We start from the raw sequence: 25,339 nt of genomic DNA, 5'->3' as shown, positions 1-25,339 counted from the left end.
CTTTAGGGTGGCTTTTTTTATGGAATATTATCGATTATCCCGTCTTGCATAACCTTTGATTAGCCTTAATTTCCTCTTTTTAGGTAATTCTTAACCTTCTTAATCTCTCCTTAACCCTTCTTATTTTTCCTTAATCCATTCGTTCGGGCCATACCTCTATTTTAGCCCGCGGCATGACCCAACGCCCAGCATATCAATCTGTAATGGGACTGAAATCATTGCCTTTACCCTATTTCCAATCAAAACTAAATAATGATTCCATTAAACAACACTTCTAAACAGGGTTCCACATGTAGGTCCAGATTTTCTTGGCCCCATCTGCTGGTCACCCTAACGCTATTGTGCATCTGGTTCTCGAACCCGCTTCGGGCACAGACTCCCAGTGATGCCTTGATGATGCCCTCAAAGAACATCTGCATCTTGTTTGCCTATGATATGGGCAGCTTTGACCGCTATTGGGAAGGCGATTACCTACGATCCAACGAGACCATTGCCACGGTGGACCGCAACACGGTATTGCCCATGGCCGCCATTGGTATTCTGGACGACCTCAACTTTTATATTGGCCTGCCCTTCATCAGCACGGAATCTTCGGAACCCAACGGAGGAAAGTTCACTGGCGCAAGGGGATTTCAGGATATTGGCCTCGCCTTAAAATATAGGGCCATTCAAAAAACCTTGGGCAATGGGGAGCTATCCGTCTTGACCACGGCCGGATTTTCAACTCCCCTAACCAATTACTTGTCCGATTACAAACCCTATAGCATTGGTTCGGGTGCCCCGGAATTTTCACTACGGGCCATAAGCCAGTACCAACTGTCCAACGGCTGGTTCGTAAGAGGTTCCTTGGCCCATCTTTGGCGTGGGTATACCGAGGCCGAACGGGATTACTATTACAATAACGGCAGCTACTACACCGCTTGGATGGATGTCCCCAACGCTTGGACTTATGAAGGAATCGTTGGAAAGTGGTTCTTTGACTATTCCCTAAAACTGGAATTCAACTATACCGGATTGGATTCCACCAGCGGGGACGATATCAGGGCCTATAATGCCGCACAGCCCACCAATAAGGTAAAGTTTGACCGTATTGGGCTTTCGGCACAATACTATTTTAAATCCTTGAAGGGATTGGGCGTTGTGGCCTACCACAACAGGATCATTGATGGGCGGAACATGCCCAAACTTAGCAATACCGGCTTTGGTATTACCTATCAGTTCAACCCATTCAAAAAACCAATTGAAGTAACCGATGATGTACAATAAGATATCCTCCCTACTTTGGGTCATCGCCCTTGTGGTTTTGGCCTCCTGCGAAAAAGATACCCCACGCTACCTTCCCTATGAAAGTTATGCGTATTCCGAACTTGATGAAAACGGTGGGGACTGGACCCCTGTGCTGCATGATTCCGGGGCCTCGATACCCGTGGATGCGCCCGAGTCTTCCGATTCCCAAGCCTATCAAGCGGAACTGGCAGACCTGAAAGCAGACATGCAAAGCATGAGCTCGGAACAGAAAAAAGCCGTAAAGTATTGGACCAATAATCCGGCCATTCGCTGGAACGAGGTTGCCTTGGAACTCATTGCCAAGTACAACCTCATCCCCGGTCCCAATGCCGATGGCACCTATACCCTGCCCAGTCCATCCAACCCAGAAGGGCCACCGGCCTTTCCTTTTGCACATCCACCCTATGCGTGTAGGGCATTGGCCTATATGTCCGTAGCGCAGTTTGATGGCCTCATCAGTGCGTGGCATTACAAATACCAATACAACCGGGCAGCACCCTATCAGCAGGATGGGGACATCGATTTTGCGTATGAGGAAAATGCCATCCCTTCCTATCCCTCGGATGGAGCAGTGATTGCAAGGGCCTCACGGAACATCCTTACGGCCATGTTTCCTTTGGAAGCGGAGTACCTGCAAGGCTTGGAAGAAGAGCATTTGGAAAGTCTCCGATTGTCCGGAGGGCATGTGATGAGCGATGTCACCGCAGGCGTGGCCATTGGTGATGTGGTCTCGGCCACTGCCTTGGCACGGGCCTCCACCGACGGCATGAGCAAGGCACAGACCCCAAAGGCCGTTTCTGATTCCATTAAACAGGCTGCCTATGACCGTTTCGGTTGGGCCTGGGACAATTTGGAAATCCCGGAACGTCCCGTGGGATTGACCCCATTGTTCAGTCAGGTGACCATGTGGAGCATTGACGATGTGGAAAGTGTACGCCCCATTGCACCACCACAACTGGACTCACAGGAATTTTTGGACGATGTGGAACTGCTCAAGGACTACGCCCGCAACATGACGGATGAACATCGAAGGATTGCCAACTTTTGGCAAGATGGACTGGGCACCTACACCCCTCCGGGGCACTGGAACCGAATTGCCAACGAATTTATCGTGGATTATAGATTGAATCCACTTCAGACCACCCGTACCCTGGCCTATATGAACATGGCCATTATGGACTCCGGAATCAGTTGTTGGGATGCCAAATACTATTACCATTATCCCAGACCCATCCAAATGATCGAAGGGTTTGAGACCATCGCCGGGACGCCCAACTTCCCCAGCTACACCTCGGGGCACAGTGTGTTCTCGGCAGCGGCATCGGAAGTGTTGGCCTATGTTTTCCCGGAAGAGGCCAGTAAATTCAGGGGTTGGGCCGAAGAGGCCGCCATATCACGGGTGTACGGTGGAATCCATTGGAGTTTTGATGCCACCGTGGGTACCGACCAAGGCCGCGAAGTGGCACAGTATACCATTGATCGCGCCATGGTAGATGGTGCGGACCAATAAAATGGAAGCCGCCCTGTAAGCCAAGGGGCAATCTTCCCGACCAACAAAATCAGACCAAAACAATCTGAAAAACTAGCTTTACAGGAAAGAGCCCGCCGATATCGGTGGGCTTTTTTACTGCAAACAACCCTTTAGGGTTGGGCCACACCTTGCCGTTCCACCTGCTTTATATGTATGGGATTGACATAACAATGCTGTACCAAGATGTGGAGTTGGGGGTCTGGGGCCTCAATGGTGAACTGTAGGTCCAGTTCATCGGTGTTGATCTGTAAAAAACCGCAGGCCAAGGGCCTTGGCATGCCCAATGCATTGCTCTCGAACGAGAATTTAGAAGTGGGTAGCCCAAACCGAAAGGAAAACTGAAACACCAGATGGTCCAACACCTCCATTTGGGGCATCCCGGGCGATGGTGGGGCGTGGATGCGGAGTTTGGCATTCTCCCGAACGATCCTGTTGAGCAACTTGTGCTCATTGAACAAATGGATGTCCAGATATGCGAGGGTAATTTCCAGGGAAGAGTTGGCACGCTGGTCCAAAAAATGTTGGATCTCCCCCAATAGATCAATGGGCATGGCAAAGATATTACGGTTCAGGGGGTTATGCCGGCATTTCTATGACAATGATAAGAAAAATAATTAAAATACCCCATCGAGGGTGTCTATATTTTATTAAACTATAGGCAACTTGGCATGTGCTCAATACCTACACACAAGAAGACAAGGAAATCATGAAGTCGGTTGGTCAGAGAATCCAACAACTTCGCAATGCGAAAGGGCTGACCCAATTCCAACTTTCCATAGAAGCAGATATCACCAAGAACCAGATTGGGAGAATTGAACGTGCAGAGCGTAACACCAGTTTGGTTACCCTCAACCGAATTGCCAGTGCCTTGGGAGTTCCCTTGCACACCTTATTTTTGAAAGAGGGTTAGAATCATGCGAAGAAACTACACCCAAGAAGAGTTACAAATCTTAAAAGATTTTGGACTACGGGTTCGAGATTTAAGGGAAGCGGCAGGACTGTCCCAGGCTGCTTTGGAAACAGATGCGAAGATGTCCAAAAATCAGGTTGGGAGAATAGAACGTGGAGAGATCAGTACTTCCATTGTCAATCTCCATCTTTTGGCACAAGCACTGGATGTGCCGATAAAAGATTTTTTTCAATCATAATCCAACACAAATGAGATTTTATGAAAGCGAGCTTGAAAGGCAGGAAAACGAGTTCAAAAAACAGCTTGGTGAAAAAATCAAGGGTCATAGGTCCGCAATCGGATTATCCCAACATCAATTGGCGTTGGAGGCCAACATCAGCAGAACCCAAATCAGTAGATTGGAGAATGGGGAGATCAATAGCAGTGTCATCAGTCTACTTAGAGTGGCTAGGGCTCTGAACCTAAACAAAGAACAGTTACTGGATTTGTTTGAGTATTAAAATTGATGAAAGTGAGTTTTGTTGATAAACGTCCTTACACCTTAAAATAGACTCTCTTCTTATCCAAAAAGTAGGTGAGGTACCAAAAGATAAAGAGTACGAACAAGGCATTGATCACCATGATCCAATCTTGGGGCAGGCCGATCGGGGCCAAGAGCCCTTCGGTCCAAATTTTTCCAAAATCCTGAAACCATTGCACCCCCACGGTCTCCGCAAACAAATAGATAAAGATGGAGTTGGTGCCCACTACGGAGAATATTTTCAACCAATTGGCCTTATAACCCTTAACATCGATCCCCCAATAGAACAAGGCCAATACCAGAACGGCAATACCCCCGGAGGCCAAGGTAAAGGAGGTGGTGGCAATCCTTTTGATGATCGGGGTAATGTCCAGCACATCCATGGCCAGACCCAGCACCAGAATCCCAAGTCCCCAAATGATGAATGCCTTTAGTTTTTCCTTTGCATCCCTATTGGAGAGCAAAACCTGTCCGCAGACCACGCCCCAAATGGTGTGGGCCGCCGTAGGGATAAAATTGATAAAGACCCAATAGCCGCCATTGGTCTTTCCCATCACCAACATATCTACCCAAGAACCAAAACTTTCGCCTTGGTTGTACGGGTTTTCGGGATTGTAGGCGCGGTACAATACTTCGGTCAATACCAAAAGTGCGGCAGATATGGCCAATTGAACTTTATGGGGAAGCTGCATGATGGCGTAGGCGATCAGTATGGTGAATGCCAACTGCACCAGAACGTTCCAAAGTTCCCAGACCAGTTTATGACTGTAGACACAGTGCAACAGCACCCCAAAACTGAACAGCAGGAAACACCTTTTCAAGATATGGCGGGCCACTGCGCCCTTGTCCCCGTTGGCCAGTCGTTTGCGTGTTGAAAAAGGCATGGCCACTCCCACGATGAACATGAAAAAGGGCTGGATCAAATCCCAAAACCGAAGCCCGTTCCAGGGGTGGTGGTGCAACTGATGGGCAAGCCCTTCCAACCAAGTGCCTTCGGCGAAGGCCGAAAAATTACTATGAAATCCGGCAGCTTCGGCAATCAATAGGAACATGGTCAGTCCCCGGAATACATCCAAGGAAAAAAGACGTTGGGAAACATTGGTGGTAATCTGTGACATAGATGGTTGGTTGGATACTCGCTACAAGATAGCCCATTTGTCATACATCCCAATGGCGCCAGAGCATGAACTGACCCACAAAATGACTTGCGAATTGTATCTTAGTGAAGTCATCAAGGAAAAGTTATACTGTAAAAAACATAAAAATGAAACCTAGAATCAGTATGGTGTCTTTGGGGGTCGCAGACTTGGAGAAATCCATTGCTTTTTATCGGGATGGACTGGGACTGCCCATGCTCCCCTCCCCTCCCGGCGTTGCCTTTTTTAACCTGAACGGGACCTGGCTCGGACTTTCTGGGCGTGAAAGTTTGGCAGCCGATGCCGGTGTTCCCTCCGAAGGAAGCGGGTATACCGGAATAAACTTGGCCCATAACGTAGCTTCGGAAAACGAAGTTGTGGAAGTCTTGGAACAAGCCGTGAACGCGGGTGCCGTATTGGTGAAATCTGCCCAAAGAGCGGATTGGGGCGGTTTCCATGGCTATTTTAAAGACTTGGACGGTCACCTGTGGGAAGTGGCCCACAATCCGTTTGCATGGGTGGGCCCAGAGGATTAGGCCCAATATCCCAATCGGTCAGGGCGGAACTTCCCCATGATCCTTACTTACAAAAAAATCACTATCTTGTTGATGTGTAAGATTTTACATCGAACACCTAAGGCTCCCCCACAAAAGTTCACGTATCAACAATCAAAAACATGTAGGTAATGAAATCATTCACCCTTGCCAGTCTTTTTCTTCTCTTTTTTATCGCTACCCATGGGCAACAGACCATCCAAGGGCGCATTACCCAAGCGGGAGCACCCTTGCCAGATGTGCATGTGACCAATCTTGATTCAGGCGCACAAATTACTTCAGACCGGGAAGGAATGTATCACATCCAGGCACACCCCAAGGAGGAGTTGCGGTTCACCTATGTGGGGATGGATACGGTTTCCGTCATTGTGGAAGACATTACCCGAATCCTAAATATAAAAATGAACCTAAGGGTAGAAGAATTGGAAGAAGTAACGGTTTCCAAGACCATTCTCAAAGGCCAAAAAGAACTGGAACTGGAGTACGATTCCAATCCCAACATCATCAAATCGGCCTATGGATATCTGAACAAGGAGACTTCCGGTTACTCTCTTCGAATTTTAGAAGAAGAAGAAATTGAAATGGCACCTCAATTGGACTTTTTACTTACGGGAAGATTTGCTGGAATCTCTGCTAGGTGCAACCCCTTTAATGATGAACTTGAAGTGTATGTGCGTGGCAAAGGTGTTGTTTTTGATGTGGATGGAGTAATCTTGTATAGGATAGCTTGCAGTACAATATTTGGCAATATTCGAAGAATAGCATTTATTTCTGGGCTTGCAGGGACGACACGATATGGCTTTGGTGTAAGAGGGGTAATGATTATCAATACCAAGACAGGCACTATCACCCCAAAAGAACCTGATGGCAAGCCCTACGACCAGGCCCGTTTGCGGAACAACTACCTCACCGAGGAGGTCGCCGATGTGGAGGGTCTTGGCGCATCCTTGCCCAGTTATTTAAAAGAACTTCACGAGAGTGGATCTACCCAAGCCGCCAAAACCGTATTTGAAAATAATAGGGCCACCTATGCCCATCATCCGTTCTTTTATCTGGACTCTTATCGTCATTTTTACGAGACCGAAAAGGAAAAGTCTTATGCAGATGGTATCTTAAATGCTTATCATGATCTAGCCGGGAATAATCCTGTGTTGTTGAAAGCCATGGCCTATGTCCTTGAAGCTCAGGGACGGCAGGGAAAAGCCCATTCGGTCTATAAACAGGTCTATAAACTTCGGCCAGAATATGCACAAAGTTTCATAGACATGGCCAACAGCTACCGCGATTTGGACAAACCCGAATCCGCAGCCTCGCTTTATGCCCGACATTCCTATTTGCTGGACCAAGGTCTTTTGCCCAAGGACAGTATGGAACTTTCGGCGCTTATGGAAAGGGAGATGGACAATCTGTTTGCCTTGGACAATGGCTCTTTGAAAATTCAAAAACGAAAGAAAACCGATGATGAAAATGACACCCGGTTGGTGTTCGAGTGGAACGACTCCGAAGCGGAATTCAATCTACAGTTTGTAAATCCGGGCAACCAATATTTTGAATGGAAGCACACACAAGGGGAAATGCCGGAAAGAATCCGTTCCGAAAAAGAACTGGGGTATTCCATGGCCGACTTTTTACTGGATGAGGAACTCTTGGGTGATTGGAAAATCAATGCCACCTACCATGGCAATAAACAACTTACCCCTACCTATCTAAAAGTTACCGTATACAGAAATTACGGAAGTAGACTGCAAAGCAAAGAGGTCCACGCTTTCAAATTGGCCACAAAGGGGATGAACCAACATCTGTTTAAACTAAGGATTCCCGCCGGGGTAGCGCACCATTAAAGGGCTTTTCCGAGATGACTACACAAGCCCATAAATAAAAAAAGAGCCGCACAAATGTGCGGCTCTTTCGCTTTCTGCTCCCCCTCTTGGGCTCGAACCAAGGACCCTCTGATTAACAGTCAGATGCTCTAACCAACTGAGCTAAGGAGGAATATTTTACCTTAAGCGGGTGCAAATATAGCAGATTCTTTCATACAGTACAAAGAAAAAAATCGCTTTTCTATTTAAAAAGCCATTTATACAAATCATTCCCGTTGGCAAACAACAATAATGCGATCAACAAGAAGAACCCGACCATCTGTGCATACTCCAAAAACTTGTCACTGGGCTTGCGTCCCGTAACCATTTCATACAATAGGAATGCCACATGCCCTCCATCCAGTGCCGGTATGGGCAAGATGTTCATAAAAGCCAACATAATGGATATAAATGCTGTGGTAGACCAGAATGTGGCCCAGTTCCACGTATCGGGGAACAAGCTTCCAATTGCTGCAAAACCACCCACGCCTTTGTAGGCACCTGTTTCCGGATTAAATATCTTCTTTAGCTGTTTCACATAGCTGGACAAGGTGGTTACCCCCTTGTCTATCCCCGCAGGAATGGCTTCCATAAAGGTATATTCCTCGGTATTGATCTTAAAATATCCTTGCTCCTCAAGATCTTCCATGGTATACCCCCCAACTTCCAATCCCAACATACCTTCGTCATTTACATGGGCCGTTACCTGATCTTGTGAACCATCTTGTCGCTGCAAGGTGATATTGATATCCTTACCCTTGTTTTTCTCCAGAAAAGCAATTACCTGGTCCCTGTATACAGCTGCTTGGCCGTTAACGGCCAAAAATTTATCCTTGGGCTTGAATCCAGCTTCTTTGTTGTGTGAGGTTTTGGGCACCTTGTTCACCACAAAGGGAACCCTAACACTCAAAAAGCGAAGTTTGTCCTCGTCATCCAGTAAGGTGGAAATAAAATCGATCGGGATTTCCTTTTCAATGCGCTCGCCATCTCGAATAATGGTAATACTGTTCCCGTTGATCAATTCCCCAAAAACACTGTCAAAGGATTCCAGTTCCTTGCCATCCACAGCAACTATCTTGTCACCTGTCTCGATTCCCAGTTTGTCCCCAATGGTTTTTTCGGTTACCCAAACCCCGTCCTTAAGGCTATCAATGGGAATGTATTGCCTGCCATAGGAATACGCCATGCCAATGTAGATGACCACAGCCAGAATAAAGTTCACCGTGACACCTCCCAACATAATGATCAACCGTTGCCAGGCCGGTTTGCTACGGAATTCCCAAGGCTTGGGTTCCTCCTTCATCTGCTCAGTGTCCATACTTTCATCGATCATCCCCGAAATCTTCACATAACCCCCCAAGGGCAACCATCCGATACCGTATACGGTCTCTCCTATTTTCTTCTTGAAAAGGGAAAACTTTACATCAAAAAAGAGGTAGAATTTTTCAACCCGTGTCTTAAAAATCTTGGCAGGAATAAAGTGCCCAAGCTCATGAAGCACAATGAGTAAGGACAGGCTAAGAAAGAATTGAATTGTCTTTATAAGTATGGGACTCATCCGAAGTGTTTTGTTAAAACCCACAAAAGTAACCTTTTACCTAGTGATATGAAAACAGCATGGTGAACAGAGCTTTGTTTTAAGAAAGATTTAGCACCAAAAACTTGTTTTCAACTTGAAGAATCCTCCCATCAGCCGTAATTTTGCAAGTATGTTGTCTTTCTTTTCAAAATACAAGTTCTTTGGAGCTGTCCTCTTGGCACTTTCCGCAGTGATCATCTATCTATTTTACAATGCCCTACAGCCCCAAAAGCTGCTCCCGGTGTACCAACCTTCCATGGTGGACCCTTCTTTGGTGGATAGCACTTTACACTACAAAAAGAAGTACCATAAAATTGCTGATTTTGAACTGGTCAACCAAAACGGGGAAACCATCACCCAAGACAATTACAAGGATAAAATCTATGTGGCCGATTTCTTTTTTACCACATGCCCTACCATTTGCCCCATAATGACCAAAAACATGACCGAAATCCAAGATGCCATTTTGGACGATGATGATGTCATGTTGCTGTCCCATTCCGTGACTCCAGTGATAGATTCCGTTCCCCAATTAAAAAAATACGCCCTGGAAAAAGGGGTCGTGGATAACAAGTGGAATTTGGTCACGGGCGACAAGAAACAAATTTATGAGTTGGCCAGAAAATCGTATTTGGCCGTAAAGACCGATGGAGATGGCGGCCCCTACGATATGATCCATACCGAAAATTTTATCCTTGTGGACAAAGAGCGTAGGATCAGGGGCTTTTATGATGGCACCAACAGAAAGGAAATTGACAAACTGCTCGAGGACCTTAAAACCCTGAAAGACAGCTACACAGAATAGAACCAAAGCCTTACTCGCCGTTCGGTTACGGCTTTATATGTTTTTTATGTATTTTTGCTGTTACTTAAAATCAATCTAAATAAATATAGTGGCTACAGTTGCGGATCTTGTGCATGGGCAAAAAGGAGTGATCAAGGATTTTTCGGAACATATCCTCCCCATAAAACTTTTGGAATTGGGATGCTTGCCCGGAAATATAGTGGAACTGGTACAGGTTGCCCCGTTAAAAGATCCCATCTACATCAATCTAAGCGGAAGCCACATCGCCATAAGACGATCATTGGCCCAATGCATTGAGTTGGATATTATTGAAGATACGAAGGCCCTATGAGCAAAAACATCAATATTGCCCTGATTGGCAATCCCAATACCGGAAAGACCTCTGTTTTTAACCAATTGACGGGCCTTAAGCAAAAGGTGGGCAATTATCCGGGCATTACCGTAGAAAAGAAAGAGGGCATCTGCAAACTCCCCAGAGGCGTAAAGGCACATATACTGGACCTTCCCGGAACCTACAGCCTCAATACTACTTCCTTGGACGAAAGTGTGGCCGTTGAACTTTTGCTCAACAAGAACGACAAAAATTATCCGGATGTCGCCGTGGTGATTAGCGATGTGGAAAACCTTAAAAGGAACCTCCTTCTTTTCACCCAGATCAAAGACCTTAGGATTCCGGCCATCTTGGTCATCAACATGGCCGATCGCATGTCCAGAAAAGGGATTTCATTGGACGTTGCGGCAATGGAGAAAAAACTGGATGCCAAAATTGCTTTGGTAAGTACCCGAAAAGGCGATGGTATTGATCGCTTAAAGGAGCTTATTGCGGATTACAAAAGCCTGTCCACATCCCCCAACATAGACACCACACGGATTGCCCCGGACTATTTTGGAAGATTGCAGAAAGCATTCCCCAACGAGGATCTCTACAAACTATGGCTGGTTATCACCCAGGATGTCAACTTTATGCCCATAGAGAAAAAACGAATAGAGGATGTCACCTCATTTTCCACCAAGTCCAAGGACGAACTCAAAAAACTACAGCACAAGGAGACCGTGTTGCGCTACCAGTTCATCAACAATGCGCTAAAAGAGACCTACAAGGTAGATTTCTTGGCTGCCAAGGGACTTCGTGCCTCCATAGATAAGGTCCTTACCCACAAGGTTTTTGGCTATCTGATTTTCTTTGCCATTTTACTGCTGATTTTTCAAGCCATTTTTGAATGGAGTTCCTATCCCCAAGATATCATTGACGAGCAATTCTCCATGGCTGCCGAATGGATCAAAAATACTTTGCCTCCAGGGGTCCTCACCGACTTGTTGGCCGAAGGAATCTTGGCCGGAATAGGTGGAATCGTCATTTTCGTTCCTCAGATTGCCTTTTTGTTCCTGTTCATTTCATTATTGGAAGAATCTGGGTACATGAGCCGAGTGGTCTTTCTTATGGACCGTTTGATGCGTCCCTTCGGGCTGAGTGGCAAAAGTGTGGTCCCGCTAATTTCTGGAACCGCCTGTGCCATCCCAGCGGTAATGGCCACCCGGACCATAGAAAACTGGAAAGAACGTCTTATCACTATTTTAGTGACCCCGTTTACCACCTGTTCGGCGCGATTGCCAGTGTATCTTATCCTAATCGCCCTCGTTATCCCCGAGGGAAGTATTTTGGGTGTAAGTTATCAGGCATTGACCTTGATGTTGCTCTACCTCATCGGTTTTGGAATGGCCATCTTCTCCGCCATGGTCCTGAATAAAATATTGAAGATAAAAAGCAGGGGGCTCTTTATGGTGGAAATGCCCACCTATCGCCTACCCCTCATCAAAAATGTGGGCTATACCGTATTGGAGAAAACCAAAAGCTTTGTGTTCGGTGCGGGAAAGATCATCTTGGCCATTTCCATTGTACTCTGGTTTTTGGGGTCGAATGGTTTCTCGGATGATTTCCATGATGCGGAACAAATTGTGAACACCCGAATTGAAGAGGAAGGCCTTAGCACGTATAGCAAAAATTATATCCAAAACAACATCAACACTTATGAGCAGGCTTTGGCAACCGACCATGCTGGCCTAACCTCCGAAGCTATGCAAGATTCCATCCAAATTAGGACCCAAGACCTGATGGAAAGGGCCAAAGCTCAAGAAATTGCCAGTTATAAATTGGAGCATTCCTACATCGGCTATGCTGGAAAGGCTTTTGAACCCCTGGTGAGGCCCTTGGGCTATGACTGGAAAATTGGCATTGCGGTACTGACGTCCTTTGCCGCCCGTGAAGTATTCGTGGGCACCCTTGCCACCATTTACAGTGTGGGTAGTGATGAGGAAGAAACCATAAAAAATCGGATGGCAGCAGAATTAGGCCCAATGGGGAAACCCCTGTTCAATCTGGCTTCTGGAATTTCACTGATGCTTTTTTATGCCTTTGCCATGCAATGTATGAGCACCTTGGCCGTGGTGAAACGGGAGACCAATTCATGGAAATGGCCCCTGTACCAATTGGCCTTTATGAGCATATTTGCCTACCTTGTTGCCATGGTGGCCTATCAAATTCTTAGCTAATGGAACTTCAGCAATTAATGGTCTATATCATCGTTGCCCTTGCCGTGGGTTATTTGGTCTGGAAATTTCTCCTGCCCAAATCCATGCTTTTTGGCAAAAAGAAAGGTTCCAAATCCTGCGGGCAGGACAATTGTGGTTGTGGATAAAATTTCCTCAGTCCAATTTTTCCGGATAACTTCGACTTAATTCGCTAAAAATTAATAGCTTGTAGGGTAATTGTGCCACTATGAAACAGCTATTTACCCTCAGTATTTTGTTCATTATTTTCTTATTGGTTAGCTGTTCAGGATCCAAAAGCACAGGTTACAATCCAGAAATCGCCAAAGAGCTTGAGCAACGGAACAAAGGAAACATCAGTCTACTTCAGCGTATCCGGCAATTGCCCGGGGTTACCTTAAGAAATGGGGTGCCCTATTTTGTCAAAGCCTCCAATCAGGTCTTCGGTCAACAAGTCACGGAACCCTTATATGTTCTCAACGGATATATTGTTGGCAACTCATTTAGGTCCGTGGACCAATTGGTCAATAGTTTTATGGTAGAGAGCATTGAGGCCTTGACCGGTGCTGAAACAGCGGAATATGGCTCAAGGGGTGCCAGTGGTGTCATCAAGATCAAAACCATCGAATAATCTCTACCGTTCATTTTTTTCTTCCCAACTGTAACCTTTTTCAATTTCTTGACTATATAGGATAAACAACAACCAAAAACAGCTATTGAAAGCGCTTTCAGATGAAATACTGATGCAAAAGGTTGCCGAGGGCAATCTGGATGTGCTCAAGGTCCTTTTTGACCGACATCACAAACACGTGTACAATTTTTTGTACAAGATGTCCGGCGATAGCATGTTGAGCGAGGATTTGACCCAAGATGTTTTTTACAAGCTGATTAAATACAGAAGTTCCTATAACAATGGCTCATTCGTTTCCTGGCTGTTCACCATAGCCCGGAACAGTCTGAAAAGTCATTTTTCAAGAAACCACAAGCATCATGATGGTTTGGAGGTTCTTGAGTACAAATCCGATAAGGAAGAAAATGAAGATGTGGAAGATTATTCCCAATTGCAACAAGCTCTTAACCAGTTGGACCCAGAAGATCGTGAGCTGGTCATCCTAAACCGATTCAAGGAAATACGGTATGAAGAGCTGGCGGAAATCATGGGAAGCACCCCTGGAGCAATGAAGACCAAGGTCTGTCGTATCCTTAAAAAGTTGAAGAAAATTTATTTAGAAAGTTTATAGCCATGAAGAATAATCACATTTCGGACTTGATTCCGGCCTATTTGGATGGTACTCTTGATAAAAATACCCAGAAAAAGGCAGAAGAGCATCTATCCCAGTGCCCTGACTGTCAAAAAGAACTGGAAGAGATGAAAACGCTGTTCAAGGCTTTTGAAGATGACGTTCCTCATGTACCTACAAATCGACTCAGGAACAAATTCGAAGAAGCCTTGGAAGCCGAAAAAGAGAGTCTGGGAAAAGTGGTTCCGTTGGCGCCGAAGAAAAAATCCAACTGGGCCACCAATCTGCTCAAAGTAGCGGCCAGTATAGCCCTTTTGGTGGCTTCTTTTCAAATGGGAAGCCTCTTTCAACAGCGAAAGGTGGATGGAGACATGGCCATTTTAAAGGACGAAACCCTACAAATGAAACAGACCGCCATGCTTTCCTTGATGGAAAACCAATCCGCCAGCAAACGCATACAAGGCGTCAATTATATTGAAGAGTTTGAACATCCGGATGAAGCCATCATACAGGCGTTGGCCAATCGATTGCTCCATGATGAAAATGACAATGTTCGCCTTACCGCTTTTGAGGCCCTTTCAAAATTCACCGCATCGGATACCGTAAAGAGTGTCTTCATCGAGGCCCTTGGAAAGGAAAAAAACCCAAGCATCCAGATTGGCATCATTGAGATGTTGGTACAGATACAGGAGAAAAAAGCGATTGCTCCCATGAAAAAACTGTTGGAACAAGAAGACACACAGCCTTTCATCAAAGAACAGATCAAAGCTGTATTACCCAATATAACATAAACATCAAAAAACGAAAATCATGAAAAAAATGACACTTCTTTTCACGGCCCTTATTCTAAGTGCCATGGCCCACGCACAAAACGATTACACCAAATCCCTCAACGGGATAGAATGGGTGAAGATCGAATCTAAGGCGGATATTGTAGTTAGAACATACACGTCCAATGAGATATTGATCAAAGCCGGTGACCGGCATGAGGTTTCAGAACGTGCCAAAGGACTTCGTCTTGTAGGGGAAGGCGGAAACGACAATACCGAGGTCGGGTTTTATGTGGTACAGGACGGGAACACCTTGATCGTAAAAAACTTGAGAAAATCTGAAGGTGCCGAGATCTTTTTGCCCAAAAACCAAAATGTGGCCGTAAAGAGTACCTGGAACGGAAACATAGAAATTGATGGTTTCGCGGGCGAAATAGAGGCAGACGCCCAACTCAATGGCAGTATTGAAATTTTGGATGTGAACGGTCCTGTTACCGCCAACACCTTAAATGGTGAAGTCACTGTGGAGTTTGGTGCCGTAAAGCAAAGTTCCCCTATTTCCATTTATTCCACCAATGGCGCTGTGGACGTCACCATGCCAGGAAACACCCCTGCAGACCTTTCCCTAAGTTCTGTAAACGGGGACATCTACACCAATTTTGATCTAAAACGCGAAGAAAAGGATGGGCTTAAATCCGTTTCAGGCCGTAAAGTCAATGCAGCCATAAACAATGGCGGTGTGAACATCTCCCTAAAATCCACCAATGGCAACATCTACCTAAGAAAACAATAATTCAATCCATCATCTTAAAAACGAATCCTCATGAAAAATGTAATGACCCTAGTATTGATGGGCTTCCTGTGCCTGTCCCTCAATGCACAGAAAATCATTGAGAAAACCATTCCCTATGCCAATCAATTCATAGAATTGGATGTGAAGTTTGCCTATAAAATTGAGGTCAAGACTTGGGAAAAGTCCTCGGTGTATTTTAAGGCGGACATCACCACGGAAGACGGAAAATATTTGGATAACTATAAATTGGACATCGATGAGGGCAACAGTTCCATTACCATTACTTCCAACCCGCAGGATGTTTTTGATGCCTTTCATGACGAGTGGAACCAAAACCGGCCGGAAGGGGAACGGCGCTATTACCATACGCATGAGACCTATCGGTTCAACTATGTCCTCTACGTTCCCAAGAATGCCATTTTCAAAGTGAGTAGTATCAATGGGGACCTCAATGCCGACCTTATTGAGGGAGACTTTACCGCTGATCTTATCAATGGGAATATTGAAATCAAAAAATATGCCGGTGACATGAACCTAAAGACCATCAATGGTGAAATTGACCTAGTGATGAAAAACTCCCGTCTGGTGGCCGAAACCATTCATGGCAATATTTATGCCGATGAACATCTGGAACTGCAAGTGACGGACCGGCACGTAGGCCAAAAGGTGGAAGGCAAATTTGACGACGCCACCCATCGGCTTCGTTTGAACACCATCAACGGGAATATGTACTTAAGGCTTTAGATCATGAAGATTTTCTATTTGGGATTGCTCTGGATTGGTGGAACAACCCTATCCTGTCAAAATCAAAATGAAACTGTGCCTCTTACCAATACCCGTGAGCAGGATTCCTTGGAGTTGATCCAGATGGTCGCGGAACGAGAGAGGGCCATGATCCAAAAAGACATGGCCTTGGCCATGGACAGATTTGCCGAGGATGCCACATGGATCAATTCGCAAGGGTATTATTTTAAAGGAAGAGAAGAGCTTGAAAAGTTTCATGGCATGATGATGGGCAATGACTCCTTGGCGTATTACTATGAGGTTGGAAAACCCAAAATACGATTATTGGATTCTCAAAATGCACTGGCATACTATTCCTGGAAAATGTTTTGGTATAAAAAGGAAATCCCTTCGGATACCACTTTTAAGGAGATTGGACTGATGACCTTGAACGCCCATAAGAAAAAAGAGGGTTGGAAATGGACCGCGGTGACCAACCAGCATACACCATGGTTTTATCCAGAAATCATTCCCGTCACGGTGGACTGATCCCTTAAAATATTGGCGATACAAACTTGTAGAGCAACAAGGCCCAACCCACTACCAAGAGTAATCCCCCAATAGGGGTGACCGGACCCAAAAAACGAAGCTTTTCTCCTTTGGCGGCACTCAGACAGAGGGCATAAATGCTAAAGGAAAACAAAAGAGTGCCAAAAATAAAGCAGTTCGCAATGGCCGAATCCAAGGGTTGGTCAAACCCCAGATTAAAGCCCAAAACCAACAGCACAATGGCATGGTACATTTGATATTTGACCCCTGTCTCAAAACTATGGAGTAGTTCAGGGGTCAATTTCTTTTTAAGGGCGTGGGCGCCAAAAGCACCAAAAACAACGGCCAATAATCCATAGAGTGCTCCCATCAGCTGGGTGAGAAAAATGGTTTCCATTCTAATAGTTTTTTTGGTCAAAGATCAATACTGATCTCATAATCTGAAGTGACCTTAAAGGCACACTCCTTGTATTTGGGCGGTCCGAACGCTTTCATCTTGGCCTTGGAAAAGGCCACTTTTTCCTTTGGAATGCCCAACCAGTTGGTATCCAGTTTTCCGTTGGCATTTTCATCATGGAAAACAGCCAATGCATACTCGCCCATGGGCAGATCTTGTATCTTCAAGCTTACCACGCCTTCATGGGCGGGCGCCGTTTCGGTTGTAAGGACCTCATCAAACGATAAAAAAGAATCATCCGAGTTGTACACCGCCACATTTACGTGGCCTTTGGTGGAATCCACATTTTTAATGTGTACCGAAATCGTGTTTTGCGAAAAAAGGGATATCGGGGCCAACACGAGCGTTAAAAAAATCAGTTTCATAGTAAATTGGGACAATTAGTGGGTTGCATACCATGTACGATCAAAAAAATCATTTTGGTTCTTTGAGGTTGTCCATCAATTCTGATTGCAAAATAGTATATATTTTTTGGGTTTCGAGACTGTCCTGTAGGTTGAAATACATTTTCAGGGAATCGTGGTGCACCAATCGCACCTTTTGCTGTCTCAGGTCATCCACAAAAACATAGACCTTGGTCTGGGTAATGGAATCGTTGAACACCCCTTTCTCCTTCGCCATCCATGAAAATCCGGAAGAACGTTCCATTTCGGGCAATTTATCCACCAACATGATGCTGTCCATATCGGCAATTGGAATCCTTTGGTAATAGATTCCTGAAAAAATGCGAAACTCCCCCTCCTCGATTTTCTGCCAATTCTTGTAATGGGCCACAAAGGCAAGGGTACAGGCCACCAAGGTAAGAACGATCAATACGTTCCAAAGCCAATGTCTTTTATTTCTGTTCATCCTTCTTATCCGTTCTGTACTTATCAAACCAAGCCACAATATGGGCTACTTTGGTCATGAGATTACTGGGCTTTCCGGCAATGCCATGGCTTGCCCCGGGAACTTCGACCAAAACGGTCTCGATCTTGCGCAGCTTGAGCGCATGATATAGTTGCTTGGCCTCACTGGACGGTGTTCGTAAATCTTCCATCCCCACCATGACCATGGTAGGGGTCTGTACATTTCCAACGAGGGAAATGGGCGAAAATTTCCAATAGCCCTCAAAATTTTCCCAAGGTTGCCCCGGGTACCGATTCTCGGCATAATAAAAATAGTTGTCAGCGGTAAGGGTTTTACTGATCCAGTTCATCACGGGCTTTATCACCGCAGCAGCCTCAAAACGATTGTTCTTGCCGATCATCCATGCAGACATGATTCCTCCTGCACTTCCCCCGGTCACAAACAGTTGGTTTTCATGGGCAATCCCCTTCTGGATGCAATAATCCACACCATCCATCACATCATGGTAATCGTCTCCTGGATAATTGTTGTATAGTAGGTTCCCAAATTCCTCGCCGTAGCTCGTACTTCCTCTTGGGTTGGGATAAAAAACCACATAGCCGGCAGCGGCGAACAATTGCATCTCAGCCGAAAATCGGTCCCCATAATTGGCAATCGGACCACCATGGTTCTCTACCATAAAAGGATACTTCTTGTTTGAATCATAATTAGGAGGATATACCACCCACCCTTGAATATCACGACCATCCACAGAGGACTTGTACCAGACCTCCTCTACCCTTCCCAGTTCCCTGTAGTTGAGCAAGGCATCATTTAAACGGGTGACCCGGACAGGGTTCTTTGCCTTTGGTCCCAGAATGGCCAAATCCGAAGGATATTCTGGCCGGGTTTGGGTGTAGGCTACCGTTCCATTGTTGGAAACACTGTAAGATCCTCCTGAATAAGGTCGACCCAAGGTAGTTCCTCCCACATTGTCCACCAGCTTGGTCATTTTTCCATTAAGGGAAATCAGACCAACCTTTCCATTTCCTTTATCATCATAATATACATAGACCCCATCTCCTTTGGCGTTCCATTGGATATCGGCAATAGATCGGTCAAAATCCTTGGCAATGACCCTTTTTTTGCTCCCATCAACATTCATGATGTGCAATTTTCGGACTTGATAGGTCTGTATCTTGTCTTCATACCCCACATAGGCAATACTTTTTCCATCTGGGGATACCTGGGGATCATGGTCAGGGCCATCGCGGTCCGTCAAGGCTACTATCGCTCCTGTTTGCACCTCCACCGAATAGATCTCGCTGTTTCGAAAACGATATTCCCAATCGGCTACCCTATTGGCCGAAAAATAAATCTTGGTCCCATCCTTGCCCCATGAAAGGTTTCCCCTGTGGTGCCAATCCCCAGAAGTTATCTGGCGAGGTGCCCCACCGTTGGCGGGAATGGTAAAAATATGATTGAACCCCGGTTCAATATAACCCCTGCCATCCGCTTCATGGTAGACCCGATCCGTAATCCGAGGCGTATCCTGCCATTTGGCCCCTTTGGGCTTGGCCGGAATCTTGGCAATCACAGGAGGTGCTTGGGGCACGTTCATGGAAAAGGCCAATTGTTTTCCATTAGGTGACCAAGTCAATGAACTGGGACTAAAGGGCAATTGGGTAAGCTTGGCCACTCTTCCCGAGCCAACCCAGTACATATAGATTTCGGAACCCTCATCGGTACTGCTCGCAAAGACAATACGGTCCCCATTGGGCGACCATCGCGGACTGCTTTCGTTCATCTCTCGAGAAGTGAGCTTTTGGTTTTGGCTTCCATCGGTTTTGATCAACCAAAGGTTGCCCGTTTCGGCATCCTTCATAATGTCCAAGCCCATACGGCGGTATACCACCCATTCCCCATTGGGAGAAATTTGTGGATCGGACACATATTGGAGGTCAAAAATATCGAGATAGGAAAAGCTTTGCTTTTGGGCCATGGCAACCTGAACGGCGCTTACCAAAAACAACAAACGGAAAAATGTTTTCATTGCATTACTTTTTGAAGTTTTTAAAGATAGCGCAATTCAATGGAGAATTCAATGCGGCCACAACCCCCGTTTGGGTTTCCTATTTAACTACTTTGTCCCAACATCCTATTAAAACTGTACAACTCCCTATCTTTAGGGTCAATGATATGGAGGTAAATTCATAGCGGTATTAAGTTGATATTCAAATGCAAGCATACAATTTTATAGGCAAGAACGTATTGATCACGGGCGCATCCCGCGGAATTGGAAGGGCCACTGCCCTTGCCTTTGCCCAAAACGGGGCCAAAGTTGGCCTTAATTACAGAAGTAATGATGAAGCTGCTAAACACACTTTAAAGGAATTGCCCGGCAAAGGCCATCAACTCTTTAAACGGGACATTTCCCAAAAGGAGGAAACCCGGGCCTTAATTCAGGACTTTGTGAAAGCGTATGGCCAATTGGATGTATTGGTGAACAACGCCGGCATTTCCATCTTTCACGAAATAGACCAAGTAGATTTTGACCACTGGACCCATGCCTGGGAAAAAACGTTTGAAACCAATCTTTTTGCGGCGGCCAATCTCTGCTACTGGACGGCACAATCCATGATGAAATCTGGCGGTGGCCATATAGTCAATGTTTCTTCTCGGGGCGCCTTTAGGGGCGAACCCACTAAACCGGCCTATGGGGCCAGCAAGGCCGCTTTGAATGCTATGAGCCAGTCCCTGGCCAAGAAGTTGGCGCCCCACAAAATTTATATTGGAGTGGTGGCCCCTGGGTTTACCGAAACCGAAATGGCCGCCAAGACCCTTACCCCTGAGGAGAGGGAAAATTTACTGCGCGAATCCCCTTTCAAACGAATGGCCCAACCCGAGGAAGTGGCCCATGCCATTTTATTTTTGGCATCGGAGAGTGCCGCTTATTCCTCCGGCACCATTATCGATGTAAACGGGGCATCCTACCTTAGAAGTTGAGCCCATGAAAGCATCTACCATTGCCCAATTGAAAAAGGAACTCCAGTATAGGTCGCAAGACGAAGTGTTGCAACTTTGCCTACGGTTGGCCCGCTTCAAGAAAGAAAATAAAGAACTGCTTACCTATCTTTTGTTCGAGGCCGAGAACGAAAGTGGTTATGTGGAGTCCATCAAACAAGAGGTGGATGAATTGTTTGGGGAAATCAATACCAAGAGCTTCTTTTACATCAAAAAAAGTGTACGGAAAATCTTGCGGACCATTAAAAAATATAGTCGCTATTCCAATAAAAAGGAGACTGAAGTTGAACTCCTCCTCTACTTTTGCGAAAAATTGAACTCCTTTACGCCTTCCATCCATCGCAACACGGCTATGCACAATTTGTACCAAAGGCAGTTGGAATACATCAAGAAAAAATTGCCAGTCCTCCACGAGGATTTACAGTACGACTATGGATTGATTCTGGAGAATTTGTGACACATCCTTTTGGAAACCAACCCAATGAGTGATTCAAAAAGATTCAGTACATTAGGATACGACTAATGTATCAACTCCAGAACTGACACTATGAAAATGCAACCAACCTCCTTGCGTATAGGGCTGTTTTTTGCCCTTTTAATCCCCTCATTTTTTATTCAAGCACAAAACATGGCCGTTGACACCAGCTTCTACAGTGGGTTCAAATGGCGAAACATTGGCCCCGATAGAGGTGGAAGATCTCTTGGCTGTGCTGGGAGTCCTACCCGGCCCAACGAATATTATTTCGGCGCTACGGGAGGTGGTTTATGGAAAACCATTGATGGTGGAAACACATGGTCCTGCGTTACCGATGGTCAAGTGACCAGCTCTTCCGTTGGAGCTGTGGCCGTTTCGGAGACCCATCCCGATGTCGTCTATATTGGTATGGGAGAGACCCAGCTCCGAGGTAGCATCACCCAAGGGGATGGCGTCTACAAAACCACGGATGGCGGAAAAACATGGTCCCATTTGGGACTAGAGGAAACCCAGGCCATTTCCAGGATACGGGTACACCCTACCAACGAGAATATTGTTTATGTGGCCGCACTGGGCCACCCTTATGGAGACAACGAGGAACGTGGGGTGTTCAAAAGCACGGATGGTGGGGAAACTTGGAAAAAAGTGCTGTATGTCAGTGATAAGGCTGGAGCTGCCGACTTGATCATAGACAGAAACAACCCGAACACGCTATACGCCAGTACTTGGCAAGTATACCGCAAAGCATGGAAAATGTGGGGCGGAGGCCCGGATTGCAAATTGTGGAAATCCACCGACGGCGGGGAAACTTGGACAGACCTCACCAAAAATCCAGGAATGCCCAAAGGTCCTATCGGTAAAATTGGGGTGACGGTTTCACCCGTTGATTCCAATAGGGTTTGGGCCGTTGTGGAGGCCAACGAAGGTGGTGTCTTTCGGTCCGATGATGCTGGAAAGACTTGGGAACTCACCAATAACGAACGTAAGCTAAGACAGAGGGCTTTTTATTATTCACGAATTTATGCCGACCCCAAGGACAAGGATGTCGTCTACGGTTTGAATGTGGATTTCTTTAAATCCACGGACGGTGGAAAAACATTCGACGTTGAAATTGAAGTGCCCCATGGCGATAACCATGATCTATGGATCGACCCCAACAACCCGGAGCGAATGATCAGTTCCAATGATGGTGGTGGCAATGTCAGCATCAATGGCGGAAAAACATGGACCGAACAGGATTTTCCCACTTCCCAGTTTTATCATGTGATGGCCACCAGTGATGTTCCCTATCATGTGGTAGGGGCGCAACAGGACAATACCACTTTGGCCATGCCCAGCGATGGATGGGATTTTATGCAAGCTAGAATGGGGGCCAACCATGGATGGTATTATGCCGTAGGCGGTGGCGAAAGTGGGTGGATTACCCAAAGTCCCACAAATCCAGATGTTTTTTACGCAGGAAGCCAAGGGGCCCTGCTCACCCGATACGACCGCAGCAATGGACAGACCAGGGATATTCAGGTGTATCCAAGGTTCTTTTCCGGAGAACCTGCCAGTGCCCTTCCCGAGCGTTGGCAATGGACATTCCCCATTATGTTCGCGCCCAAGGACCCCAACGTTATGTACACCTGCTCCCAACATGTTTGGAAAACCACCAATGACGGACAGACCTGGGAAAAAATCAGCCCGGACCTTACCTATGCCGATCCAGAGACCTTGGGCAAAACGGGAGGGGTCATTACCATGGACATGAATGGCCCGGAGATCTACGCCACCGTATTTGCTTTGGCGCCTTCCCATCATGACATCAACACCATTTGGGCGGGATCGGACGATGGAAAAATCCACATAACCCGCGATGGTGGAAAAAACTGGACGGATATCACCCCCACCGAACTGCCCAAATTTTCAAGGGTGAGCATCATTGATGAATCCATCCATAATCCGGGCACCCTTTATGTGGCGGCCAACCGATATCAAGTGGATGACCGTGAACCCTATGTTTTTAAAACCCATGATTATGGAAAAACATGGACCAAAATCATCAATGGCATTGCGCCTGGACATTTTGCACGGGCCATTCGCGAGGACCATCAAAAGGAAGGCTTGCTGTTCTTGGCCACGGAACATGGAGTGTATTTTTCAATCAATGATGGGGCCCAATGGCAATCGCTTCAACTGAACTTGCCCGATACCCCTATCCGGGATTTGGTCATCAAGGACAATGATGTGGTCTTGGGCTCCCATGGAAGAGGGTTTTGGATTTTGGACGATATACAACCTTTACGCGAATACTCCAATGATTTAATTGGCAAGAAACAGGCACTTTTTAAGCCCACGGATGCCATTCGGGGCATTTATGATGCTACGTTCCAATATTACCTGCAAGAAGAAGTGGATACCATCACTTTTGAAATCTTGGACAACAACAATACCTTAATCGATTCCTTTGGGGGAAATCAACCCAAATACGAAGAGAAGAAAAGTGCCTCTTGGTGGGGCGGAAGTGCCAGCACAAAGCCCACTACCGCCAAAGGGCTGAACAGTTTTTCCTGGAACCTCAGATATCCCGGCCCCACCACCTTTGATGGTATCATTATTTGGGGCGCCCCTACAGATAGAGGTCCAAAAGCCCCTTTGGGAGACTACACCCTTAGAATGAAAGTTGGGGAGGAAGTGGTACAGACCGCTCCGTTCAAAATTGCCATGGACCCCAACCTAAAAGGAATCACAGCGGAAGATTTGCAAGAGCAGTTTCAATTGGCCTCCAAAATCACTCAAAAAGCCACTATGGCCAATGAAGCCGTTATACAGATCAGAAACATCCGAAAACAGCTCGATAGTCTGGGCAAACCCATTTCCAGCAAAGCATTCCAGAAACAATCCAAGGCATTTCTGGATACCTTGACGGAGATTGAAGAGGACCTCTATCAAGTAAAGAACCGTTCCGGACAAGACCCCTTGAATTTCCCCATAAAGCTGAACAATCGATTCTACGCCTTGCAGCGAAGCATTGAAACCGGGGATGCAAAACCCACAGATGGGGCCTATCAGGTTTATGAAGAACTTACCAAAGAGCTGGACATACACATGGCCCGATTACAAGGAGCGCTGGAAAAGCAGTTGCCCAAAATAAATGCAACATTGCAAAAAAATGGGACATCCACGGTTAGATTACCATAAAATGGAATGATTTGAACTTAAAATGAGATTAAGTCTAAATTAACAACTGGCAGTATATCAACCTTGTAAAAAGTCGTATTTTTAGGGCGCTTTATGTTGAAGCTATTTGCCATATCACTTTCTTCGCTCATTTTTATGCAGAGCATCAACCTCCACTTCAATGATTTAGTGGAGTTGGATCAGCTTGTGGAACACTATCAATTCCACAGCGATGAGTATGGCGACAATTTCTTGGTTTTTATATCCAAACATTACGGTTCAGAGAAAACCCAGCACAGTCAACAGCATCAGGAGGAGCAGCAAGAGCATGAAAAACTTCCTTTTCAGCATCAAACGCAATGTTCCCAACTTTTGGTTTTTGTTGAAGACCACAAACCCATTTTGGAATCCCGCTCGGAAGTCCCTGTGGCCACTACGGATAATTTCCACTACCAAATGTCTTACTCCATTATTTGGGGTGATGGGCCTTTTCAGCCTCCAAAACACGCATAATTCATAGTATCTCCAGCTATGCTGGACACTTTTCGGAAGCTTTATCGAATTTATAACGCTATCTATTTCTATGGAT

28 protein-coding genes and 1 tRNA gene are annotated in these 25,339 nt (G+C 46.0%); 21 read left to right on the top strand and 8 right to left on the bottom strand.

Annotation, left to right across the window (positions count from 1 at the left end; translation table 11 throughout):
• The first annotated feature begins 252 nt into the window (after positions 1-252).
• On the top strand, positions 253-1,266 hold the full coding sequence (locus tag DN53_RS13805; RefSeq protein ID WP_129655092.1) for a transporter family protein: 1,014 nt from the start codon (positions 253-255) through the stop codon (positions 1,264-1,266).
• Positions 1,253-2,797 carry a vanadium-dependent haloperoxidase gene (locus tag DN53_RS13800; protein WP_242502147.1) on the top strand — a complete coding sequence of 515 codons (1,545 nt, stop codon included), beginning with the start codon at positions 1,253-1,255 and terminating at the stop codon, positions 2,795-2,797. Before DN53_RS13805 ends, DN53_RS13800 begins: the two co-directional genes overlap by 14 nt.
• Before the next feature lie 131 nt (positions 2,798-2,928).
• On the opposite strand, the gene DN53_RS13795 is transcribed toward DN53_RS13800, so the two are convergent.
• The gene (locus tag DN53_RS13795) at positions 2,929-3,369 is read right to left on the bottom strand and encodes a hypothetical protein (protein ID WP_129655090.1); all 441 of its coding nucleotides are present in this window, start codon (positions 3,367-3,369) and stop codon (positions 2,929-2,931) included.
• 119 nt (positions 3,370-3,488) lie between these two features.
• On the opposite strand from DN53_RS13795, the gene DN53_RS13790 reads away from it, so the two are divergent.
• From DN53_RS13790 to DN53_RS13780, 3 genes are read left to right on the top strand one after another with little or no spacing between them, the layout of a single operon-like run.
• Positions 3,489-3,728: a helix-turn-helix domain-containing protein gene (locus DN53_RS13790; protein WP_236640831.1), complete on the top strand. Its 240-nt coding sequence runs from the start codon at positions 3,489-3,491 to the stop codon at positions 3,726-3,728.
• A 4-nt stretch (positions 3,729-3,732) separates the two neighbouring features.
• A complete protein-coding gene (locus DN53_RS13785) occupies positions 3,733-3,966 on the top strand; it encodes a helix-turn-helix domain-containing protein (protein ID WP_129655086.1) in 234 nt (77 codons plus the stop codon).
• Between the two features lie 10 nt (positions 3,967-3,976).
• Positions 3,977-4,228 carry a helix-turn-helix domain-containing protein gene (locus tag DN53_RS13780; RefSeq protein ID WP_129655084.1) on the top strand — a complete coding sequence of 84 codons (252 nt, stop codon included), beginning with the start codon at positions 3,977-3,979 and terminating at the stop codon, positions 4,226-4,228.
• A 34-nt stretch (positions 4,229-4,262) separates the two neighbouring features.
• On the opposite strand, the gene DN53_RS13775 is transcribed toward DN53_RS13780, so the two are convergent.
• Entirely contained in the window at positions 4,263-5,366 is a 1,104-nt protein-coding gene (locus DN53_RS13775; protein WP_129655082.1) for an acyltransferase family protein, read from the bottom strand.
• Positions 5,367-5,512: 146 nt separating this feature from the next.
• Here DN53_RS13775 and DN53_RS13770 point away from each other — a divergent pair, with 146 nt between their 5' ends.
• Together DN53_RS13770 and DN53_RS13765 are read left to right on the top strand one after the other, a co-directional pair.
• A complete protein-coding gene (locus DN53_RS13770) occupies positions 5,513-5,920 on the top strand; it encodes a VOC family protein (protein ID WP_129655080.1) in 408 nt (135 codons plus the stop codon).
• 149 nt (positions 5,921-6,069) lie between these two features.
• Complete coding sequence (locus DN53_RS13765; RefSeq protein ID WP_129655079.1) at positions 6,070-7,779, top strand: peptidase associated/transthyretin-like domain-containing protein; 1,710 nt, start codon at positions 6,070-6,072, stop codon at positions 7,777-7,779.
• Positions 7,780-7,856: 77 nt separating this feature from the next.
• On the opposite strand, the gene DN53_RS13760 is transcribed toward DN53_RS13765, so the two are convergent.
• Positions 7,857-7,930: transfer RNA gene (locus DN53_RS13760), tRNA-Asn, on the bottom strand.
• A 69-nt stretch (positions 7,931-7,999) separates the two neighbouring features.
• Positions 8,000-9,355 carry an RIP metalloprotease RseP gene (gene rseP / locus DN53_RS13755; RefSeq protein ID WP_129655077.1) on the bottom strand — a complete coding sequence of 452 codons (1,356 nt, stop codon included), beginning with the start codon at positions 9,353-9,355 and terminating at the stop codon, positions 8,000-8,002.
• Positions 9,356-9,506: 151 nt separating this feature from the next.
• On the opposite strand from rseP, the gene DN53_RS13750 reads away from it, so the two are divergent.
• The 10 genes from DN53_RS13750 (at position 9,507) to DN53_RS13710 (ending at position 16,804) form a co-directional block, all read left to right on the top strand.
• Positions 9,507-10,181 carry an SCO family protein gene (locus DN53_RS13750; protein ID WP_129655373.1) on the top strand — a complete coding sequence of 225 codons (675 nt, stop codon included), beginning with the start codon at positions 9,507-9,509 and terminating at the stop codon, positions 10,179-10,181.
• 85 nt (positions 10,182-10,266) lie between these two features.
• Positions 10,267-10,512 (top strand): FeoA family protein, encoded by a 246-nt coding sequence (locus DN53_RS13745; RefSeq protein ID WP_116216888.1) that lies wholly within the window; start codon positions 10,267-10,269, stop codon positions 10,510-10,512.
• Entirely contained in the window at positions 10,509-12,731 is a 2,223-nt protein-coding gene (gene feoB, locus DN53_RS13740; protein ID WP_129655075.1) for a ferrous iron transport protein B, read from the top strand. Before DN53_RS13745 ends, feoB begins: the two co-directional genes overlap by 4 nt.
• Entirely contained in the window at positions 12,731-12,877 is a 147-nt protein-coding gene (locus DN53_RS17960) for a hypothetical protein (RefSeq protein WP_165357430.1), read from the top strand. The genes feoB and DN53_RS17960 overlap by 1 nt, the downstream gene beginning before the upstream one ends.
• Positions 12,878-12,957: 80 nt before the next feature.
• Positions 12,958-13,359, top strand: a complete 402-nt coding sequence (locus DN53_RS13735; RefSeq protein ID WP_129655073.1) for a TonB-dependent receptor plug domain-containing protein — start codon at positions 12,958-12,960, stop codon at positions 13,357-13,359.
• 85 nt (positions 13,360-13,444) lie between these two features.
• The gene (locus DN53_RS13730; protein ID WP_129655071.1) at positions 13,445-13,969 is read left to right on the top strand and encodes an RNA polymerase sigma factor; all 525 of its coding nucleotides are present in this window, start codon (positions 13,445-13,447) and stop codon (positions 13,967-13,969) included.
• A gap of 2 nt (positions 13,970-13,971) precedes the next feature.
• Positions 13,972-14,760: a HEAT repeat domain-containing protein gene (locus DN53_RS13725; RefSeq protein ID WP_129655069.1), complete on the top strand. Its 789-nt coding sequence runs from the start codon at positions 13,972-13,974 to the stop codon at positions 14,758-14,760.
• 19 nt (positions 14,761-14,779) lie between these two features.
• On the top strand, positions 14,780-15,532 hold the full coding sequence (locus DN53_RS13720; RefSeq protein ID WP_129655067.1) for a DUF4097 family beta strand repeat-containing protein: 753 nt from the start codon (positions 14,780-14,782) through the stop codon (positions 15,530-15,532).
• Between the two features lie 30 nt (positions 15,533-15,562).
• Entirely contained in the window at positions 15,563-16,276 is a 714-nt protein-coding gene (locus tag DN53_RS13715; protein WP_129655065.1) for a DUF4097 family beta strand repeat-containing protein, read from the top strand.
• Positions 16,277-16,279: 3 nt separating this feature from the next.
• On the top strand, positions 16,280-16,804 hold the full coding sequence (locus DN53_RS13710; protein ID WP_129655063.1) for a YybH family protein: 525 nt from the start codon (positions 16,280-16,282) through the stop codon (positions 16,802-16,804).
• 4 nt (positions 16,805-16,808) lie between these two features.
• Here the strand turns inward: DN53_RS13710 and DN53_RS13705 are convergent, their stop codons facing one another.
• The 4 genes from DN53_RS13705 to DN53_RS13690 are packed head-to-tail and all read right to left on the bottom strand — an operon-like array spanning position 16,809 to position 20,142.
• Positions 16,809-17,201, bottom strand: a complete 393-nt coding sequence (locus DN53_RS13705) for a DUF423 domain-containing protein (RefSeq protein WP_129655061.1) — start codon at positions 17,199-17,201, stop codon at positions 16,809-16,811.
• 17 nt (positions 17,202-17,218) lie between these two features.
• Positions 17,219-17,626, bottom strand: coding sequence for a DUF2141 domain-containing protein (locus tag DN53_RS13700; protein WP_129655059.1), 408 nt, complete (start codon positions 17,624-17,626; stop codon positions 17,219-17,221).
• A gap of 49 nt (positions 17,627-17,675) precedes the next feature.
• The gene (locus DN53_RS13695; RefSeq protein ID WP_129655057.1) at positions 17,676-18,110 is read right to left on the bottom strand and encodes a hypothetical protein; all 435 of its coding nucleotides are present in this window, start codon (positions 18,108-18,110) and stop codon (positions 17,676-17,678) included.
• Positions 18,097-20,142: a S9 family peptidase gene (locus DN53_RS13690; RefSeq protein WP_129655055.1), complete on the bottom strand. Its 2,046-nt coding sequence runs from the start codon at positions 20,140-20,142 to the stop codon at positions 18,097-18,099. The genes DN53_RS13695 and DN53_RS13690 overlap by 14 nt, the downstream gene beginning before the upstream one ends.
• A gap of 185 nt (positions 20,143-20,327) precedes the next feature.
• Here DN53_RS13690 and DN53_RS13685 point away from each other — a divergent pair, with 185 nt between their 5' ends.
• The 4 genes from DN53_RS13685 to DN53_RS13670 all read left to right on the top strand — a co-directional run bounded on the left by DN53_RS13685 (position 20,328) and on the right by DN53_RS13670 (position 25,263).
• Positions 20,328-21,095 carry an SDR family NAD(P)-dependent oxidoreductase gene (locus DN53_RS13685; RefSeq protein ID WP_129655053.1) on the top strand — a complete coding sequence of 256 codons (768 nt, stop codon included), beginning with the start codon at positions 20,328-20,330 and terminating at the stop codon, positions 21,093-21,095.
• A gap of 4 nt (positions 21,096-21,099) precedes the next feature.
• The gene (locus tag DN53_RS13680) at positions 21,100-21,570 is read left to right on the top strand and encodes a hypothetical protein (RefSeq protein ID WP_129655051.1); all 471 of its coding nucleotides are present in this window, start codon (positions 21,100-21,102) and stop codon (positions 21,568-21,570) included.
• A 171-nt stretch (positions 21,571-21,741) separates the two neighbouring features.
• Entirely contained in the window at positions 21,742-24,771 is a 3,030-nt protein-coding gene (locus DN53_RS13675) for a VPS10 domain-containing protein (RefSeq protein ID WP_242502146.1), read from the top strand.
• Between the two features lie 93 nt (positions 24,772-24,864).
• A complete protein-coding gene (locus DN53_RS13670; RefSeq protein ID WP_129655047.1) occupies positions 24,865-25,263 on the top strand; it encodes a hypothetical protein in 399 nt (132 codons plus the stop codon).
• Positions 25,264-25,339: the final 76 nt, after the last annotated feature.

Origin of the sequence: Flagellimonas olearia, assembly GCF_004150225.1 — a bacterium.
GTDB classification, from domain to species: domain Bacteria; phylum Bacteroidota; class Bacteroidia; order Flavobacteriales; family Flavobacteriaceae; genus Flagellimonas; species Flagellimonas olearia.
Note: the sequence above shows the minus strand (reverse complement) of the source record. Positions and strands in the feature narration are given on the sequence as shown.

Coding starts and splice junctions, on each gene's coding strand:
- DN53_RS13805 (WP_129655092.1), top strand. CDS start 253: ATGATTCCATTAAACAACACTTCTAAACAGGGTTCCACATGTAGGTCC.
- DN53_RS13800 (WP_242502147.1), top strand. CDS start 1,253: ATGATGTACAATAAGATATCCTCCCTACTTTGGGTCATCGCCCTTGTG.
- DN53_RS13795 (WP_129655090.1), bottom strand. CDS start 3,369: ATGCCCATTGATCTATTGGGGGAGATCCAACATTTTTTGGACCAGCGT.
- DN53_RS13785 (WP_129655086.1), top strand. CDS start 3,733: ATGCGAAGAAACTACACCCAAGAAGAGTTACAAATCTTAAAAGATTTT.
- DN53_RS13780 (WP_129655084.1), top strand. CDS start 3,977: ATGAGATTTTATGAAAGCGAGCTTGAAAGGCAGGAAAACGAGTTCAAA.
- DN53_RS13775 (WP_129655082.1), bottom strand. CDS start 5,366: ATGTCACAGATTACCACCAATGTTTCCCAACGTCTTTTTTCCTTGGAT.
- DN53_RS13770 (WP_129655080.1), top strand. CDS start 5,513: ATGAAACCTAGAATCAGTATGGTGTCTTTGGGGGTCGCAGACTTGGAG.
- DN53_RS13765 (WP_129655079.1), top strand. CDS start 6,070: ATGAAATCATTCACCCTTGCCAGTCTTTTTCTTCTCTTTTTTATCGCT.
- rseP (WP_129655077.1), bottom strand. CDS start 9,355: ATGAGTCCCATACTTATAAAGACAATTCAATTCTTTCTTAGCCTGTCC.
- DN53_RS13750 (WP_129655373.1), top strand. CDS start 9,507: ATGTTGTCTTTCTTTTCAAAATACAAGTTCTTTGGAGCTGTCCTCTTG.
- feoB (WP_129655075.1), top strand. CDS start 10,509: ATGAGCAAAAACATCAATATTGCCCTGATTGGCAATCCCAATACCGGA.
- DN53_RS17960 (WP_165357430.1), top strand. CDS start 12,731: ATGGAACTTCAGCAATTAATGGTCTATATCATCGTTGCCCTTGCCGTG.
- DN53_RS13735 (WP_129655073.1), top strand. CDS start 12,958: ATGAAACAGCTATTTACCCTCAGTATTTTGTTCATTATTTTCTTATTG.
- DN53_RS13725 (WP_129655069.1), top strand. CDS start 13,972: ATGAAGAATAATCACATTTCGGACTTGATTCCGGCCTATTTGGATGGT.
- DN53_RS13720 (WP_129655067.1), top strand. CDS start 14,780: ATGAAAAAAATGACACTTCTTTTCACGGCCCTTATTCTAAGTGCCATG.
- DN53_RS13715 (WP_129655065.1), top strand. CDS start 15,563: ATGAAAAATGTAATGACCCTAGTATTGATGGGCTTCCTGTGCCTGTCC.
- DN53_RS13710 (WP_129655063.1), top strand. CDS start 16,280: ATGAAGATTTTCTATTTGGGATTGCTCTGGATTGGTGGAACAACCCTA.
- DN53_RS13705 (WP_129655061.1), bottom strand. CDS start 17,201: ATGGAAACCATTTTTCTCACCCAGCTGATGGGAGCACTCTATGGATTA.
- DN53_RS13700 (WP_129655059.1), bottom strand. CDS start 17,626: ATGAAACTGATTTTTTTAACGCTCGTGTTGGCCCCGATATCCCTTTTT.
- DN53_RS13695 (WP_129655057.1), bottom strand. CDS start 18,110: ATGAACAGAAATAAAAGACATTGGCTTTGGAACGTATTGATCGTTCTT.
- DN53_RS13690 (WP_129655055.1), bottom strand. CDS start 20,142: ATGAAAACATTTTTCCGTTTGTTGTTTTTGGTAAGCGCCGTTCAGGTT.
- DN53_RS13685 (WP_129655053.1), top strand. CDS start 20,328: ATGCAAGCATACAATTTTATAGGCAAGAACGTATTGATCACGGGCGCA.
- DN53_RS13680 (WP_129655051.1), top strand. CDS start 21,100: ATGAAAGCATCTACCATTGCCCAATTGAAAAAGGAACTCCAGTATAGG.
- DN53_RS13675 (WP_242502146.1), top strand. CDS start 21,742: ATGGCCGTTGACACCAGCTTCTACAGTGGGTTCAAATGGCGAAACATT.
- DN53_RS13670 (WP_129655047.1), top strand. CDS start 24,865: ATGTTGAAGCTATTTGCCATATCACTTTCTTCGCTCATTTTTATGCAG.